Raw genomic sequence first — 15433 nt, 5'->3', positions numbered from 1 at the left:
GGCCGCGGCCTCAGGGCTTGCCCATGCCGCCGTGCTGGTGGTGGCCGGCCATGGCGTCGGCGCCGTGGTCCGACAACTGGGCCTCGAACCACTGGTGCAGCGCCATCACCAGCTTGGGATCGGAGGTGCGGTAGCGCAGTTCGGCACCCGCGGCCACCTCGCGGTAGTCGACCGCGATCTGGCCGGGGCCGGCCGCCTTGAGCTCGGCCAGGCCGGGCATCTCGTCGCCGTGGATGTGCGCCGGGCCCGAGAAGTCGCCGTGCAGGAATTGCGTGCGCAGCTCGCTCAGGTGCTGGCGCACCAGCCGGACCTGCTGCCGGTCGTCCGCGTGCTTGGCCACGACCCGCTGGACCCCGCCGTCGGCGGTCCTGGTGAAGACATGGGTGGTGGCCGCCAGGCTGAACGGCATCACGTCGCCGCCGCGCCGGGCCACGTCGGCCTGGCGCGAAGCATCGGCGGCGCCGGCGGCGAGCGGCAGGGCGAGAAGCGCCAGCAGCGCCATCTGCAGGAAAGGCTTGTTCATGCCGGCCATCATCGCAGGTTCGCGGCCCTGCGGATCAGCCTCACTTCGCCTCATCGATCATCCGGATGGTCGACGCTTCCACCTCGTCGGCGACCTTGCCGAGCGCGGGGTCCTGCGACAGGCCGGCCAGCATCTGCGCCGGGCGGATCAGGCCGATCATGGTCTTGCCCTTGTCGGTGAAGACGGAGATGCGGCACGGCAGCGCCATGTTCAGCCGCATGTCGGCGGCCAGCACCTTGGAGGCCTGGAGCGGATTGCAGACTTCGAACACCTTGCACTCCTGGTCGAAGGCGATGCCCTTGCTGCGCAGGGTGGTGCCCAGGTCGTGCACATGAAGCATGCCGAAGCCGTTGCGCCCCACGGCGGCTTCCAGGTCGGTGGCCGCCTGGCTGAACGGTTTGGCTGACTCGACGATGTAATACATGGACATGGTGGTCTTTCCTTTGCTGCGCCGCCGGTCGGCGGCATCGTTGCAGCATAAGCCGGACGGCGCGCACGCGCCTTGACGAACCGCAAACTGCGCCGCGTTGCCGTGGCGCCGGATCTTCTGCCGTGGCGCTTGACATTCCAATGGTGGGAAGGTTCAAAGTGGCTCCATCGACAACTTGCGGAGATACCAGATGATTGCGTTCGAAGTGAAAGACATGACCTGCGGCCACTGCGTCGCGACGATCACCAAGGCGGTGAAGGCGGTGGACGGCAACGCCACGGTGCGGGCGGACCTGGCGGCCCACTTGGTGACGATCGACACCCGCGCCGCCGATGCGGCGAAGCTGAAGGCGGCCATCAGCGAGGCAGGCTACACGCCGGTGGCTCTGCCCGCCACGGCGGTCTAGCCGCCGGATGCTGCGCGGCACATGCCATTTCCTTGCGCCCACCAAGGACTTGATCGCCGCCGCTTGACCCTGCCATGATGTCAATGTTGACACTGGACCCCATGGACACCTCCACCACCCCCGATCTGCAGGCGCTCACCGACTGGACCTTTCCGGTCGAGGGGATGACCTGCGCCTCCTGCGCCGGCCGCGTCGAAAAGGCGCTGGCCGCGCTGCCTGGCGTGACCCAGGCCAACGTCAACCTCGCCACCGAAACGGCCACCGTCACGGCGGCGCCGCAGGTGGACCTGGGTGCGCTGCGCGGCGCCGTCGAGAAGGCCGGCTATGCGGTCGGCGAACAGGCGGTGCAACTGGACATCGAGGGCATGACCTGCGCCTCCTGCGTGGCGCGGGTGGAGAAGGCGCTGCTCAAGGTGCCCGGCGTGCTGTCGGCCGAGGTCAACCTCGCCACCGAGCGCGCGCAGGTGAAGCTGGCCGGGCGCGAGCCGGACATCGCGCGCCTGCTGCAGGCGGTGCAGCAGGCGGGTTATTCGGCGCGGCCGGTGGGAGCGGCAGATGCCCGCACTGCCGCCGCCCGGCGCAACGACTGGTGGCCGGTGGCGGTCGCGGCGGTGCTGTCGCTGCCGCTGATCGTGCCGATGATCGCGATGGCATGGGGCGCCGACTGGGCCCTGCCGGGGTGGGTGCAGCTGGCGCTGGCGACGCCGGTGCAGTTCTGGCTGGGCGGCCGGTTCTACCGCGCCGCCTGGAAGGCGCTGAAGGCCCGCACCGGCAACATGGACCTGCTGGTGGCGCTGGGCACCTCCGCGGGCTACGGGCTGAGCGTCTGGCAGCTGTCCAGGCACTCCAGCCACGGCATGCCGCACCTGTATTTCGAGGCATCGGCGGTGGTCATCACGCTGGTGCTGCTGGGCAAATGGCTGGAGACGCGGGCCAAGCGCCAGACCACCGAGGCGATCCGCGCGCTGAACGCGCTGCGGCCCGAGACGGCCCGCGTGCGGCGGGACGGCGCGGAGGTGGAGGTGCCGGCGGCGCAGGTGGCGGTCGGCGACATGGTGGTGATCCGCCCCGGCGAGCGGGTGCCGGTGGACGGGGTCGTCGCCGAGGGCGCCAGCGAGGTGGACGAATCGCTGATCACCGGCGAGAGCCTGCCGGTGGCCCGGCACGAGGGCGACAAGGTGACCGGCGGCGCGGTCAACGGCCAGGGCCTGATGGTGGTGCGCACCACGGCCGTCGGCGCCGAATCGACGCTGGCGCGGATCGTCCGGCTGGTGGAATCGGCGCAGGCCAAGAAGGCGCCGATCCAGCGGCTGGTGGACCGGGTCAGCGAAGTGTTCGTGCCGGTGATCGTCGGCATCGCCTTCGTCACGCTGCTGGCGTGGGGGCTGGCGACGGGCGACTGGTCCAACGCCATCCTCAACGCGGTGGCGGTGCTGGTGATCGCCTGCCCCTGCGCGCTCGGGCTGGCGACGCCGACCGCGATCATGGCCGGCACCGGCGTCGCCGCGCGACACGGCATCCTGATCAAGGACGCCGAGGCGCTGGAGATCGCGCACAGCCTGAAGACGGTGGCCTGGGACAAGACGGGCACCCTGACCGAGGGCCATCCGCGGCTGGTGGCGGCCGAACCGGTGGCCGGCGGCGACCGGCAGGGCCTGCTGGCGCTGAGCGCCGCCATCCAGTCCGGCAGCGAACATTCGCTGGCGCGGGCCGTGCTGGAAGCGGCGGCCGCGGAGCACATCACGGTGCCGCCGGCTACCGGACTGCGCGCCCTCGCCGGCCGCGGCATGGCGGCGCAGGTGCAGGCGCGTTCGCTGCTGCTGGGAAGCACGCGACTGATGCAGGAGTCGGGCGTCGAGCTGTCGGCGCTGGCGGAACGCGCGCAGCAGCTGCAGGCGCAGGGCGCCACCGTCTCCTGGGTCGCGGACGTCGGCGGCGCACCGGCGCTGCTGGGCCTGCTGGCCTTCGGCGACACGGTCAAGCCGGCCGCCGCGCGCGCGGTGGCGCGGCTGCGCGAGCTCGGGGTGCATTCCGTGCTGGTCTCGGGCGACAACCGCGGCAGCGTGGCGGCGGTGGCCGGGGAGCTGGGCATCGAGGACTTCCGGGCCGACGTGCTGCCCGGCGACAAGGCCGCCATCGTGGCCGAACTGAAGGCGGGCGGGGTGCGGGTGGCGATGGTGGGCGACGGCATCAACGACGCGCCGGCGCTGGCCGCCGCCGACGTCGGCATCGCGATGTCCACCGGCACCGACGTGGCGATGCACGCCGCCGGCGTCACCCTGATGCGCGGCGACCCGGCGCTGGTGGGCGACGCGATCGACATCTCGCGCCGCACCTACGCCAAGATCCGGCAGAACCTGTTCTGGGCCTTCGTCTACAACCTGGTCGGCGTGCCGCTGGCCGCCTTCGGCCTGCTCAATCCGGTGATCGCCGGCGCCGCCATGGCCTTCAGCAGCGTCAGCGTCGTCACCAACGCGCTGCTGCTGCGCAACTGGAAAGGAAGCTCGCGATGAACGCAACCGGTCCCTACAACGTGGGCGAGGCGGCCCGCCTGTCCAACGTCTCGGCCAAGATGGTGCGCCATTACGAGTCGCTCGGATTGCTGCCGACGGTGACGCGCACCGACTCGGGCTACCGCCAGTACACCGACAAGGAAGTGCACACGCTGCGCTTCATCCGCCGCGCCCGCGACCTGGGCTTCAGCATGGCGGAGATCGCCGAGCTGCTGGCGCTGTGGCAGAACCGCCGCCGCCCCAGTGCCAGCGTCAAGCGCATCGCCACCGAGCACGTCGCCGCGCTGGACGCCAAGATGGCCGAGATGGCGGCGATGCGCAAGACGCTGCAGCACCTGGTGCACTGCTGCCACGGCGACGACCGGCCGGATTGCCCGATCCTGGATGAACTGGCCGGGGAGCGGCCCGCGCATTGAGGCGGCGGCCGTGGCGGCTGGTGCTCGCCGCGTCTGGATGCCGGATCAGCTCCGGCATGACAACACTACGCCTGCACGGCCTGCGGATGAAAGGTCTTGGGGATGCCGGCGGCGGCGACGCCGCTGCGCAGCGGCTCGTCCGGCAGCGCCTGCGCCAGCAGCGTGCGGGCGCCGATCAACTGCTGCAGGTCGATGCCGGTGCCGAAACCCATGCTTTCCAGCATGAACACCAGGTCCTCGGTGACGATGTTGCCCGACGCGCCGGGCGCGAACGGGCAGCCGCCCAGGCCGGCCAGGCAGGAGTCGAAGCTGCGGATGCCTTCCTCCAGCCCCGCCAGCGCGTTCGCCAGGCCCAGGCCCATGGTGTCGTGCAGGTGCAGCTTGACCAGCCTGGCGCCGATGGCGTCCTGGGTGGCACGCACCACCGAACGGATCTGCGCCGGATGCGCGTAGCCCACGGTATCGGCCAGCGCGATGCAGTCGACGCCGGTGTCGGCCAGCGCCCTGGCGACCTTCGCCACCCGCGCCTGCGGCACGTCGCCTTCCATCGAGCAGCCGAAGGCCGTCGCGGCGGCCGCGTCGATGCGCATCGGCCGCGACTGCGCGCGCACCCAGTCGACGATCTGGCGCACCGCCTCGACCTGTTCGTCGGTGCTCTTGTTGACGTTGGCGCGGCTGTGGCTGTCGCTGACCGAGATCGGGATCGCCACCACGTGGGCGCCGGCCTCGTAGGCCGAGATCGCGCCGCGCAGGTTGCCGGCCAGCGCGCAGACCGTCAGGCCGGCGATCTCCAGCGCGCCCTTGACCACCTCGCCGGTGTCCGCCATCTGCGGCACCAGCCGCGGCGACACGAAGCTGCCGACCTCGATCTCCCTGAGCCCCGACGCCGCCAGCTGCGCGATCCAGCGCAGCTTGACGTCGGTGGCCATGCGCTGGTGGACGATCTGCAGGCCGTCGCGAGGGCCGACCTCGCAGATGCTCACGTGCTGGTTCATTGCTCCACCCTGATGTTGGCGTTGGTGATGACCGCCTTCGACTTGGCGATGTCGGCCTTGATCAGCGCGCCGAATTCCTCCGGGCTGGCCGGGCTGGGGTCCAGGCCCTGGCCCAGCAGCGCGGTGCGCACGTCGGGACGCTGCAGGATCTTGTTGATGTCGGTGTTCAGGCGGGTGACGATCGACTGCGGCAGGCCGGCCGGCGCCATGATGCCGTAGTAGGAGACCATGCTGAAGTCCTTGTAGCCGGACTCGGCCACCGTCGGCACGTCCGGCAGCGAGGGATTGCGCCTGGGCGAGGTGACGGCCAGCGCCCGGATCTTGCCGGCGTTGAGCAGCGATGCGGCCGACGAGATCGACGAGCCGGCGAACTGCAGGTGGCCGCCCACCAGGTCCACCAGCGCAGGGCTGGAGCCCTTGTACGGGACGTGCTGCAGCTTGATGCCGGCGTCGTACTGCAGCATCTCCAGCGCGATGTGCACCGCGCCGCCGGTGCCGGAGGTGCCGTAGCTGATGCTGCCCGGCGCCGCCTTGGCGGCCTTGATCAGGTCGCCCAGCGTGCGGAAGGGCGAGCTGGCCGGCACGATCAGCACCATCGGCGTGGTCGCCACCAGCGCCACCGGCGTCAGGTCCCTGACCGGGTCGTAGGCAACCTTCAGCAGCAGCGGGATCAGCGACACGTTGTCGGTCTGCGCCACCACCAGCTCGTAGCCGTCGTTGCGCGAACGCGCGGCTTCGGCCAGGCCCAGCGCGGTGCCGGCGCCGGGCTTGTTGTCGGGAACGACGGTCCAGCCGTTCAGTTCGTTGAGCTTGGTGCTGATCAGGCGGCCGATGAAGTCGGTGCCGCCGCCGGGCGTGGACGGAACGATCACCCGGATCGGCTTGGCCGGGTAGGCCTGTCCTGAGCCTGTCGAAGTGGGCTGGGCCTGCGCCAGGCCGCAGGCGGCGGCCAGGGCGAGCAGGGCGAAGAGGTTGCGGCGGATCATGGGTTTGTCTCCTGTGTGGATGTGTGAAGTGTTCAGGCGGCGACGACGCCGTGTTCGATCAGGCTGGCGATGCGCTCGTCGTCCAGGCCCAGGCCGCGCAGGATGGACCGGGTTTGCGCGCCCACCGGCTGCGGGTCCAGCCGCTTGCCCATCTTCTGGCCGTCGAACTCGATCGGCAGGGCGGCGGCGTCCACATGCTGGCCGCCGGGCATGGTGGTGGGAATCAGCGCGCCGCCTTGCTTGAGGTGGGGGTCGCTGAGCAGATCATAGGGCTGGCGGATGGGACCATAGGACAGGCCCGAGGCCTCCAGCGCGGCGCACAGGTCGGCGGTCTTCCACTGCTTGAGGATGGCCGCCACTTCGGGCACCAGCCAGGGCCGCGCGGCCTCGCGCTGGACGGCCGTGCGCAGGCGCTCGTCGGCGGACCAGCCCGCCGGCAGGAAGTCCTGGCAGAAGGTCTGCCAGTTGGCGTCGCTGACCACGGCCACGAAGATCCGGCCGCCGTCCTGCGTGTCGAAGATGTCGTAGACGCCCCAGGGCGGCGTGCGCTTGTCGCCCATCGGCACCGGCGCCTGGCCGCTGAGCTGGTGCTGGGCGATGAACTGCGCCACCAGCAGCAGGTTGTTCTCGAACAGGCCGGCGCGCACCTGGCGGCCGCGGCCGGTGCGCTGGCGGTCGTGGAGCGCGGCCAGCGCGCCCACCACGCCGAAGGTGCCGCCCAGGATGTCGTTGACCGAGGGTGCCACGCGCTGCGGCGCGCCGGTGCTGCCGTTGATGTAGGCCATGCCGCCCATCATCTGCACCACTTCGTCGAGCGCGGTGCGCTGCTTGTACGGCCCTGACAGGAAGCCCTTGAGCGACACATAGATCAGGCCCGGGTTGGCGGCGGACAGCGAGGCGTAGTCCAGGCCGTACTGGGCCAGGCTGTCGTCGCGAAAGTTCTCGATCAGCATGTCGCAGCCCAGCGCCAGCTGGCGCACCAGGGCCTGGCCCTCGGTGGACTTGAGGTCGACCGCCAGGCTCTGCTTGTTGCGGCTGAAGACCGGGAAGTAGCCGATGCCCGAGCCCTTGAGGCGGCGCGTGCGGTCGCCGTCCAGCGGCTCCACCTTGATCACCTCGGCCCCCAGGTCGGCCAGCACCAGCCCGCCGGCCGGGCCCATGATCATGTGCGACAGCTCCAGCACCTTGACGCCGCGCAGCGGCAGTTCGTCGTCGGGGAGGAAGGCGTGGGAGGGGCTTGGGGTCGAACTTTCAGCGGTCATCAGCCATCATCCCGCAGGGCGCGGGTTTGAAAAAGTGATGGTTGGGAACTGCGAAGGTCTCGGGCGGAGAGGGTGGGGGAAACCCGGGGCAACGTAGGCGGCCGTTGAGTGGGAGTTGAGGCGGCGGGCTTCGTGCGGAAAAGGCGAAGTCCGCTATGGGGTCGGGAGCGGCCATCACGCCGCTACTGCGCTGGGAGCCCCTTTCAGGCCAGATGCAACGTCGGTGAATGACTGCTTCAGACTGGGAGTCGACGGTCACGTCAGGCCGTGTAAATGACAGCGTTCGCCGACACCGGTCATTGGCGACAGGCGCGCTGCGAACGCGATTGGCCGGAAGCAGACTTCCGCATTCATGCCTGGCCCGCCCCCGAAAGCTCTCACCCCCGTGCCATCCCGCCGTCGCGGAACAACTCGAGACGGGTGACGAAGCTCCTCTATCTTCTTGCTTCGTTACTCGACGCAAAGAATCGCTCCAGCTTGCCGCGTTCCAGAGCGTCAGTTGAAAAAGTGCTGGTCAAGGGGCGGCGTGATTCACCTAGAAGGGGAATGGCTGCCAAAGGGTGACTGTAAGTCAGCCCCCCAGCCTTGACGGGCCTGAACGCATCGCTCCCTTCAGGACTGACTACGAACATGCGCATTCCACTAGCGGTGGCCGAAATTAACGCTTCGTTTACGTGCTCGTCTCTCCAGCCATAGCCAATCACCATCAGTCGCGTATTCCCCACCGCCAACTGTGCGCGGAACTCTTCGAAGTAGTCACGCAGGAGCTCGTTGCCGGCGATGGTGCTTTGCTTTTGCGTGCCCATCACCACGACATCTCCGCCGAGTCGGTCTCGCCAATTCACCGAACCGTGCAGCTTGTAGATCGGCTGCAAGTTGGAGTCGCGACGAAACTCTGTCCGTGTCCACGCTCCGGAATCGCGAAGCTTTTCTCCCGGGGTGCGCTCTGCAAAGGACATCGGCGGTAGCATGCCCGGGAAATGAAAGCCGGCGAACCCTATATCGTCGTATGGTGGCACCGTATAGTGCAATTCAAACAGGAGATCCTGGTTGAGGGTGAAAATCGCATCGAATTTCATCAGGAACCGCTGTACGCACATGTGCGGAGCGAAGTCAAACTCCATGGACGACAACGCGGCGAGCGCGCCATTCATATCGCCGAAAGACGCCATCAAGGCGCCATACAACGCGGTAAGCTGGTCCTCCACAGAGACGGTCGGGTGTGTGTCGTAGGCGTCCCGTAGCTCCCCCAGCAGACCTTCGTAGTCGCCCACTGAGCGTTGCAGCCGCTGGTGGAGCTCGGCATGCTCGGATACGCGCCCAAGCAGATCGCCGACTAATTCGGAAGCAAGCCAACCGCCCCAATTTCGGGTGAATCCGGCACCCAGCAGCAAGATGTGCATTTGTTTTTCCTGAACCGTATCCTAGTGCGAGGAGCATCTGTCATCGTTCGCACAGGTCCGCTTGCGCGCTCCCCGGAGATCCTATCGCTTGTTGACTGAGGGGTACGCCGGTCGCGCGGAGCATGGAAGCCGGTGGCATGAGCTGATGAATTTTGCCCTCCAAGCCGCCAATGGCAAAGTCCACGACATGAGCAAAAACTCGCCACCACATTCTGAGATGGACAAGCTGTCCAGTGACCTTGCGGGGCAGATTTCGAACGCCCCTAAGCACTTCGCCGGCTGGTACGTGCCCGTGTTCAAGACGGACCCTCAGGACGCTCCATATCATTATGGGACGGCATTCGGCGTGGAGATCAACGACACCCCATACTTGGTGACTGCTGCGCACGTGCTCGCAAAGGATCCGAACAACGTCAGCGATGGATCGGGTGTGGGTCTTGTCTTCTGCGAGGGACAGCTCCGAGAGCTGAGTCCATATGATCAGATTCGCCTAACAATCCCCGCAGACGGCTCCACTGTCGATGTTGTGGCCGTTCGGCCAAGAAGCCTCGATCTCCGAAAAGTGTTCAGCGGGTTTTTCAAAGTCGAGCACGTCTTCCGTGACAACCTTCGGCCAAACATGTACTTGGCAGCATGCGGTTTTCCGGAAACAAAGAATCGGCGGGCGACTTGGGCGCAGACGCTAGCCCAGCGGCCCTATGCATATTTCGGCCTTGCATCCGACGATTCCATGCGCGTGGCCTTGGGCTTCAACGGTGCCCACTTCTGCCTGGACTTTGACGTTAGGTGGACGTTTAGGAATGGCTTCGGCGGCTTCAAAGCTCCAGCACCGCATGGAATCAGCGGAGGGCCGGTTCTCGTAGTCCACGACTTCGGCGATCCCCTTCGCGTTTTGAGCCCTCGGCTGATCGGCGTTGGGATCGAAACACGACAGAAGATGAAGTGCTTCGTGTGCGTTGACCTTCGATACCTGCTTACTGAGCTTTCCCGGCTGCCCTCTTAGGGTGGGACCTAGAAGTGGTACTTGTCGCTGCGTCGACGGAAGGCCTCCTCAGATCCCTCCATGATGTCAACCACGGCCTGTACAACATGTCGGCGATCAAGCCCCCCTAAGGTTCGCTGCATGCCGCGCCCATCTCTCGCTTCGAGCGCCAAGATGAACTCGGCGTCGCCATTCACCGGCAGGTTCGCGTTGTGGGTTGCGATTAGTAGTTGCCGGCCTTCCTTTGCGGACCTCAGATCCGTCACCAAACTCTTGTAGATGAAGCTCGCGTCAAGTTCGTCTTCCGGTTGGTCGATGACGATGGGTCCATTCCCCATCGCCAAGATCATGTTCAAGAGAACTGTGTTTCGTTGGCCTTCCGACAGGGTTCCCAGCAGGTTGCCTGCAGCGGACCCGTCCTCTCTAAAGAGATCTACATCAACCTCGTCGTCGATCCTTGTCCCTCGAGCTGCCTCCCACATCTCGCGAGCATCTGCGCTGTCCAGATATGCGAGTAACGCGGGTTGCAGGTCATCGGCCATCTCCCCGTACAGGTAGGGCAGCGCGCGGGGATCGCCTCGCCCTGCTTCAACGATTTCCCAAGGCGACGGCAAATCTTGCCTGCTTTTCCAAGCTTGGTAGATATCACTCCCGAGTTCCTCCCATCGCCGCGCCAGTTTTCCGCGGCCGTCGCGCGGCGCCAGCCGAAGCCACCTATCCAAGAAGGATTGGCGATCTCCCATATACCCGACGTGGACGCGTATGGATTGCGAGACGACCTTGGACTGCAGCGCGCCTGCCACACGGGCTCTCAAGTCGAACTGCGTCCGCCAGAGTTGCTGGAGTGCCTGCAACGTCTCGTCTAGTGCGGACGCATCCGCAGAACACGTCTGTAGTTCCGCCTCTCTAGCGTCGATGAACGAGATCTTTGTCTGCCGTTCCTGCGTAAGCTCTTCAAACTTTGTCAGGTTTTCGACAGTGAGGCCCTTCGCCTCGCAGGCAAGCCGGAAATTCTGACGAGCATCCGCAATGGCTGCGAGCGGGCTCTCTCGGGCAGTATCGCCCAAGATGTTTTGGAACTGATTCTTGAGTCTTTGAAGGCTGTCGCCAGTCTCCTTCTCAAACTCTGCGCGAGCCTCGTTGAGCGCCGTGAGGGCAGCCCTAAACCAGCCGATCTCCGGCCAAGTTGCGGAGGTTCCCGGCAGCGCCAGGTGAGGCGCCGAAAGAGACATGACGTAGTTCGTCGCGGCCTGCAGCTCGTCTTCCGCCCGCTTTGCCAAGTCCTTGAGGAATGCGTCAGCCTCTACAGCAGCTTGGCTCGCCTTTGCCTCTTCTTCCACCGAAGTCAGAGCCTCCAGTTGCCGAGCGATCTCAACGGACGCCTGGCGGGCCGACCTGATTTCCCCTTGTAGCCGGCGACATTCCTGCGCGGCCTGAAAGCACCGTTTCAGTCTTGACTGAAGGTCAAGCTCCTCCTGTTCAAGCTGCTCGAGCTCGGGGCCTGCGGCCGAGTCGACAATCTCTCGGACCTTTGCTCTTCCCGCCCCATCGCTCGTGAAGCGAGTTAGCTCGCCTTGGCTAAAGAACTGCGCCTGCAAACGGCGCAAAACAGTTGGAACGTCGTCCACTGCGCGGCTGAGAATCTGCCTTGGCGTCGCTGACGCCGGTGAGTACAGCAAGATGTCGCGAACCCCTCTGTCGGTTTCATACTCCACCTGCACTTCTCCGGAGGTTTCGCGAAGAGAAGCAAATATCTGCTGCCGCTTCTTCTCGAGGGCTGGGTCAAGCGAGCCGCGGTCAGGCTGCTTGGAATCGAGCGCCAACCGAAGATACTCAAGCAAAGTCGACTTACCGCTTCCTCTGCCGCCGATCACGCAGTTCAAGTTTTCGGAGAAATGAACGGCCTGATCTGCCATGAACCTGGCTCCCTTGATCGAGACCGAAACGATTCTTGCATGTGCGTGAGAGTCACTCGGATTCGGTCCAAGCAAACGTATGCGCGACGCTGGGTCAAGGAATGCCTGACGAAGCGCAGTCACGGAAGGTTTCGACATACGCACCCACGTATGCCGATACCCCAGGCAATTCGGCCCCGCCGATCCATCCTTTGAAGTCCTGAGAGATTTCGCATCGGACGACATGACCGCGGCAGGCTGGCGACCAGCCCGGGCCCACTCGGGGCTCTTGGCTAGAAGGATGTCACTCGCCCGCTTGGACAACGGAAGCGAGGTGACTTCCACCGCGTACAAGTCTAGATTGTGATAGTCCTGAACGTTTCTGGCATTGCACAGGATTCCGTCGTTCTGGTCAGCATGCGCGGCGATGCAGATGCCGCCGTGCTCGTCTTGAACAACATTCAGAAGCTTCTTCAGACTGACGCTCTCGCCAGCGATCCTTAGCGGCTCTGGGCGACCGTTTCTGAACCTACTGCCTTCTACAAGTCCGAGCCGAGTGAGGATGCCGTGCACGCGACGGACGTGGGACAGTTGTCTGGCTGGATCGAACAGGCAAAGAACGTGGTACCCGATGTCCACTTCAAATCCCGGCAGGATGAACAACGGGGGACGGCTAAGTTCCCGCGCGACGCTCTTGTTCTGCTCGACTAGGTGCGTGAGAAACCAATCGCGCGGTTCCAACTTCGCGGAAAAGTTGTGGTCGGTAATCCCAACCACTTCGAGCCCCAGTTCGTGACACCTGCGCAAGTAAGTCCTGGCGGTCTCTTGCAACCTCGATTCATCGGGAATTGACGGATCTAACCTGTCGCTGCCTTCCACCTTCCTTGGACCAGTGGCAGGGCGCCTCGGCTCAGACAGCTTCGTCTCGACGTCAAGCCAGTTGGTGCTGTCCTCAGGCGTCTGCAACTGAAAATCGCACTTAAACCAGCGCATTCCTTCCGAAGTAAGCAATCTGTTCTCCATTGTCGACGTTAGCGCACGACGGGGCATCTTTGCAGCGGCGGGGAGCTCACGCTTGGGAACACACGCAGCAGTACGCCCAACTAGAACGTGAGCTCAGGTGGAACGTTCCGGTGACGTCAGGCGTCGCCCAAGTTGTATTCCTCTCGCAAGTGCCCGGGCTCCGCTTCGATGACGGCCTTCAAGAGCGTTAGCGCGGCCTGCACCAAGTCTCGGTCTCGGTTGCCTTCAGATGGATGGTGCTTACCACCGTGGAACAGATTGTGACGCACCTGGACCGCGGCATTAACTGCGCGTTCAATTTCGTTCTGTCCCGCGTACAGGACCGGTTGCCAGCCTGCGTCAAACGTTTGAACCATCGGAGGAGCCTCCGACAACAACCTGACAGCATCAGCCAAATCGCTTCCCTCCGGCACGCGAAGCCAGCGGCCGGCCCCTTCCGCGAGCATCTGCCAAGCGGCAGAAACCATTCCTCGGGCGTTTCGCTTGTACTCGGTTTCCTTCATCGCGTATTCGCACCTTGCGCATACGGCGACAAACTCCAACACGAGGTCACGGTGAACCTTGAAATTCTGGAATGGGTCGGTCAGCGCCACGATTCTTTTCAAAGCCGATGCCGCATTCTTCCACAGCGTCCCGATACTTCAACTCTGACTAGAGAAAACGCCCGATTGCGCTAGTCAGAGTTCTCTGTGCAACGGTTGCTTTCGACCCGATGTCGTCGGTCGCGCTTCTACAGCTCAGGGTAACTCAATGGCTGCATTGGGGCGGAAACCGTGAAGTTTGCTTCCACCCACGACCGACCGCAACCGCTGCGAGGCGGACCTTGCCCCAGCGGACTGTTTGAGACTGGGGGCGGTCGATCAGGTTGGGGCCGCCCGATGACCGCTGTCACCGGTACCTGACTTTGGCCGACATGCGCGGCGAGGGACAACGCCTGGCCGGAAGCTGCCGTAAGCGCGCAGAATCACCCAAAATGCCGGAAACTCCAGTCCTCACAGCGACTTGCGATGTCGGCTATTGCGCGTTATTGCGCAGCGCGCTCGATATTGCGACCGCGTAGTTTGTGGGACAACCCCAACAGCATGTAGTTAACTCACGGGAACGTACCGCATTGCTCGCCTGCATTCGGGAGTGCCTCTGTTCAATCGTGAATCCGCGCTTTTACGAGAATGCGCGAGGATTTCAGGGCGAGCTACTTGCGCAGTTGTCGAAGCTGTCGGCCCCCGCGCCCGAAACGTACACGAAGGTCGCCTGCGGGCTGTGCTTGGCCAAGCGCTCGGCCACCGCTAGGGTAAGGCCGAACGTCACTGCGGAGTACTGCTCTTCGGACAGGCCGGCGGCCGATATTCCCAGGCAGAAGAAACAGGCGTCCACATCGCGCAGGTCGTCGTCAGAGATTTCGGAGGGGTTCGTCGCGAAATTGGGGCTCACCACCTGAATCAGTCTGGGATTGTGAATCGGAAGCGAAGAGCGCCCGATGGACACCACCTGTCGGACGTCTGGCGCAAGCGGGCACTCTCGCAAGACACCGCCGCCCACCATCCCGGATGCTCCGAACAAAAGAATGCGTTTCGCGGCTTCCATTAGTTCCTCGCGACGTTGGCGGCGCGCCATTCCGAGGGGGTTTGCTCCTCCCATTGCCGAAACGCACGGAAGAACGAATTCTGGTCCTCGTAGCCCAGCATGAAGCCAACCTCGATAAGAGCGAGCGACTCGTCTGCCAAGTACTCCAGTGCGAGCTGGTGCCGTGTTTCGCTGACGAGCGCCTGGAAGGTGACGCCCTCATCAGTCAGTCGGCGCTGCAGCGAACGCTCGCTCATCGCAAGCTCCGATGCGACCGAGCGAATGTCCGGACGCCCGGCCGTCAGGCGGCGCCGGAGCACCCACTTCGCCTGTGCCGCCACAGACTCAAAAGCTCCATGGTGCTCCAGGCGACGGTCCAACTCAGGAGCGAGGACGTCCAGCAAGTCCTTGTTGTAGGTGGCAAAGAGCTTGTCCAAGTCCGCTCGACGAAAGGTGATGCGGTCCAATTTGGCGGCGAACTGAACAGGACAGCCGAAGTAGCGCTCAAGCGCTGACTTCGCAGCTGCCGGGCGCGCAAGCTCCAGGCCAAGAGGAATCAGGCGCTCTGACGTGCCGCGCCGACCCAGCTCCAAAAAGGATGCCATCGTCGCATCAACGAGCGAACAAGGAACGCTGGCGGAACCGGCATGGGGCCAGTGCACCACGAGTTCGGCACGCTCGCCAACTTCGCGTAGTGCGACGTCCTCTGGCGCGCACAGGCGCTTGAACCGTGCTACCCGACTGAGCGCGTCGCGGAAATCCCTGGCGTGCTGTGCCGCAACGAAGGGGAGCGGCATCACGGCCCCGTCCAGCGCGGTAGCGATGCGCACTCCGATGGCAGCGTCCCGGCTGACCGTTTCGACGGCCCGCCACACCGCGAAGAACTGGGCAGTTGAAACAGGGGTGTCATCCTTCAGCACGCTGAGAGGAAGCTGCGCCAAGCGGGCAACTTCAGCTCGGCCGACTCCAACCCGCTTGAGTCCCTCCCACAACGTAGGAGGGACCTTCAGTTTGTCTTGCAGCGACGCGACCATGG

At 65.0% G+C, this 15433-nt stretch carries 15 protein-coding genes; 4 read left to right on the top strand and 11 right to left on the bottom strand.

The features are described 5' to 3' along the window. Nucleotides 1-10: 10 nt before the first annotated feature. Nucleotides 11-523: an aspartate carbamoyltransferase gene (locus ACFPOE_RS21645; protein WP_376852401.1), complete on the bottom strand. Its 513-nt coding sequence runs from the start codon at nucleotides 521-523 to the stop codon at nucleotides 11-13. A 40-nt stretch (nucleotides 524-563) separates the two neighbouring features. After that, on the bottom strand, nucleotides 564-953 hold the full coding sequence (locus ACFPOE_RS21640; protein WP_376852400.1) for a DUF302 domain-containing protein: 390 nt from the start codon (nucleotides 951-953) through the stop codon (nucleotides 564-566). A 190-nt stretch (nucleotides 954-1143) separates the two neighbouring features. Between ACFPOE_RS21640 and ACFPOE_RS21635 the strand changes: the two genes are divergently transcribed. Then, the gene (locus ACFPOE_RS21635; RefSeq protein ID WP_376852399.1) at nucleotides 1144-1359 is read left to right on the top strand and encodes a heavy-metal-associated domain-containing protein; all 216 of its coding nucleotides are present in this window, start codon (nucleotides 1144-1146) and stop codon (nucleotides 1357-1359) included. Here the strand turns inward: ACFPOE_RS21635 and ACFPOE_RS21630 are convergent. After that, the gene (locus ACFPOE_RS21630) at nucleotides 1310-1525 is read right to left on the bottom strand and encodes a hypothetical protein (protein WP_376852466.1); all 216 of its coding nucleotides are present in this window, start codon (nucleotides 1523-1525) and stop codon (nucleotides 1310-1312) included. The two genes, ACFPOE_RS21635 and ACFPOE_RS21630, sit on opposite strands and share 50 nt — an antisense overlap. On the opposite strand from ACFPOE_RS21630, the gene ACFPOE_RS21625 reads away from it, so the two are divergent. Next, nucleotides 1461-3872, top strand: a complete 2412-nt coding sequence (locus ACFPOE_RS21625) for a heavy metal translocating P-type ATPase (protein ID WP_376852398.1) — start codon at nucleotides 1461-1463, stop codon at nucleotides 3870-3872. The genes ACFPOE_RS21630 and ACFPOE_RS21625 overlap by 65 nt on opposite strands. Next, nucleotides 3869-4288: a Cu(I)-responsive transcriptional regulator gene (gene cueR / locus ACFPOE_RS21620; RefSeq protein ID WP_376852397.1), complete on the top strand. Its 420-nt coding sequence runs from the start codon at nucleotides 3869-3871 to the stop codon at nucleotides 4286-4288. Before ACFPOE_RS21625 ends, cueR begins: the two co-directional genes overlap by 4 nt. Before the next feature lie 65 nt (nucleotides 4289-4353). Here the strand turns inward: cueR and ACFPOE_RS21615 are convergent, their stop codons facing one another. The 4 genes from ACFPOE_RS21615 to ACFPOE_RS21600 all read right to left on the bottom strand — a co-directional run bounded on the left by ACFPOE_RS21615 (nucleotide 4354) and on the right by ACFPOE_RS21600 (nucleotide 8934). Continuing rightward, a complete protein-coding gene (locus ACFPOE_RS21615) occupies nucleotides 4354-5283 on the bottom strand; it encodes a hydroxymethylglutaryl-CoA lyase (RefSeq protein ID WP_376852396.1) in 930 nt (309 codons plus the stop codon). Then, a complete protein-coding gene (locus ACFPOE_RS21610) occupies nucleotides 5280-6269 on the bottom strand; it encodes a Bug family tripartite tricarboxylate transporter substrate binding protein (protein ID WP_376852395.1) in 990 nt (329 codons plus the stop codon). Before ACFPOE_RS21610 ends, ACFPOE_RS21615 begins: the two co-directional genes overlap by 4 nt. A 32-nt stretch (nucleotides 6270-6301) precedes the next feature. Next, nucleotides 6302-7531 (bottom strand): CaiB/BaiF CoA transferase family protein, encoded by a 1230-nt coding sequence (locus tag ACFPOE_RS21605; RefSeq protein ID WP_376852394.1) that lies wholly within the window; start codon nucleotides 7529-7531, stop codon nucleotides 6302-6304. Nucleotides 7532-7965: 434 nt separating this feature from the next. Beyond that, entirely contained in the window at nucleotides 7966-8934 is a 969-nt protein-coding gene (locus ACFPOE_RS21600; RefSeq protein WP_376852393.1) for an SIR2 family protein, read from the bottom strand. Nucleotides 8935-9079: 145 nt separating this feature from the next. Between ACFPOE_RS21600 and ACFPOE_RS21595 the strand changes: the two genes are divergently transcribed. Further along, nucleotides 9080-9937, top strand: a complete 858-nt coding sequence (locus ACFPOE_RS21595) for a hypothetical protein (protein ID WP_376852392.1) — start codon at nucleotides 9080-9082, stop codon at nucleotides 9935-9937. A gap of 8 nt (nucleotides 9938-9945) precedes the next feature. Here the strand turns inward: ACFPOE_RS21595 and ACFPOE_RS21590 are convergent, their stop codons facing one another. The 4 genes from ACFPOE_RS21590 to ACFPOE_RS21575 form a co-directional block, all read right to left on the bottom strand. Next, complete coding sequence (locus tag ACFPOE_RS21590) at nucleotides 9946-12834, bottom strand: TrlF family AAA-like ATPase (protein ID WP_376852391.1); 2889 nt, start codon at nucleotides 12832-12834, stop codon at nucleotides 9946-9948. 116 nt (nucleotides 12835-12950) lie between these two features. After that, a complete protein-coding gene (locus tag ACFPOE_RS21585; RefSeq protein ID WP_376852390.1) occupies nucleotides 12951-13427 on the bottom strand; it encodes a hypothetical protein in 477 nt (158 codons plus the stop codon). Between the two features lie 589 nt (nucleotides 13428-14016). Continuing rightward, nucleotides 14017-14418, bottom strand: coding sequence for a Rossmann-fold NAD(P)-binding domain-containing protein (locus tag ACFPOE_RS21580; protein WP_376852389.1), 402 nt, complete (start codon nucleotides 14416-14418; stop codon nucleotides 14017-14019). Beyond that, complete coding sequence (locus ACFPOE_RS21575) at nucleotides 14418-15431, bottom strand: AraC family transcriptional regulator (protein WP_376852388.1); 1014 nt, start codon at nucleotides 15429-15431, stop codon at nucleotides 14418-14420. The genes ACFPOE_RS21580 and ACFPOE_RS21575 overlap by 1 nt, the downstream gene beginning before the upstream one ends. Nucleotides 15432-15433: the final 2 nt, after the last annotated feature.

Origin of the sequence: Caenimonas terrae, from assembly GCF_042655405.1 — a bacterium.
Taxonomy (GTDB): Bacteria; Pseudomonadota; Gammaproteobacteria; order Burkholderiales; family Burkholderiaceae_C; genus Ramlibacter; species Ramlibacter terrae_A.
The sequence above is the reverse complement of the archived record's forward strand: the minus strand, read 5'-3'. Positions and strand labels throughout refer to the sequence as shown.